Below are 301 nucleotides of genomic sequence, written 5' to 3' on the forward strand. Positions count from 1 at the left end.
GCCTGGCGGCGTGGGTCTTGCCCAAGCAGGCCGGCCAGGACCACCTGCTCGCCGCCGTCGACCAGATCGGGGTCCTCCTGCTGGGCGGGGTCACGGGGGTAGAAGTCGATCTCCTGCCGCTTCCCCTCCGCAGCGTGCCCGTGGAGCGGCCGGGGGAGCCGTGGGGGGTCCGCCCACTCGGGCGCGGGTTGAGTGCATGGCTGTCGCCCCACCGTGCCGGGCGTTTCCACTTTCTCGACGCCCTCGCCCAGACCGGGGCCCTGCTGGTGGTCGGGGTTACGGGGATAGAAGTCAATCTCCT

Annotated in this window: 1 protein-coding gene; it reads left to right on the forward strand. The window is 71.8% G+C overall.

Going from position 1 to position 301, the window contains the following annotated elements:
* Positions 1–17: 17 nt before the first annotated feature.
* On the forward strand, positions 18–301 hold a 284-nt coding region (locus tag ADL15_RS55515), incomplete at its 3' end, for a hypothetical protein (protein ID WP_232344281.1).

The organism is Actinoplanes awajinensis subsp. mycoplanecinus (genome assembly GCF_001509495.1).
Lineage (GTDB): Bacteria > Actinomycetota > Actinomycetes > Mycobacteriales > Micromonosporaceae > Actinoplanes > Actinoplanes palleronii.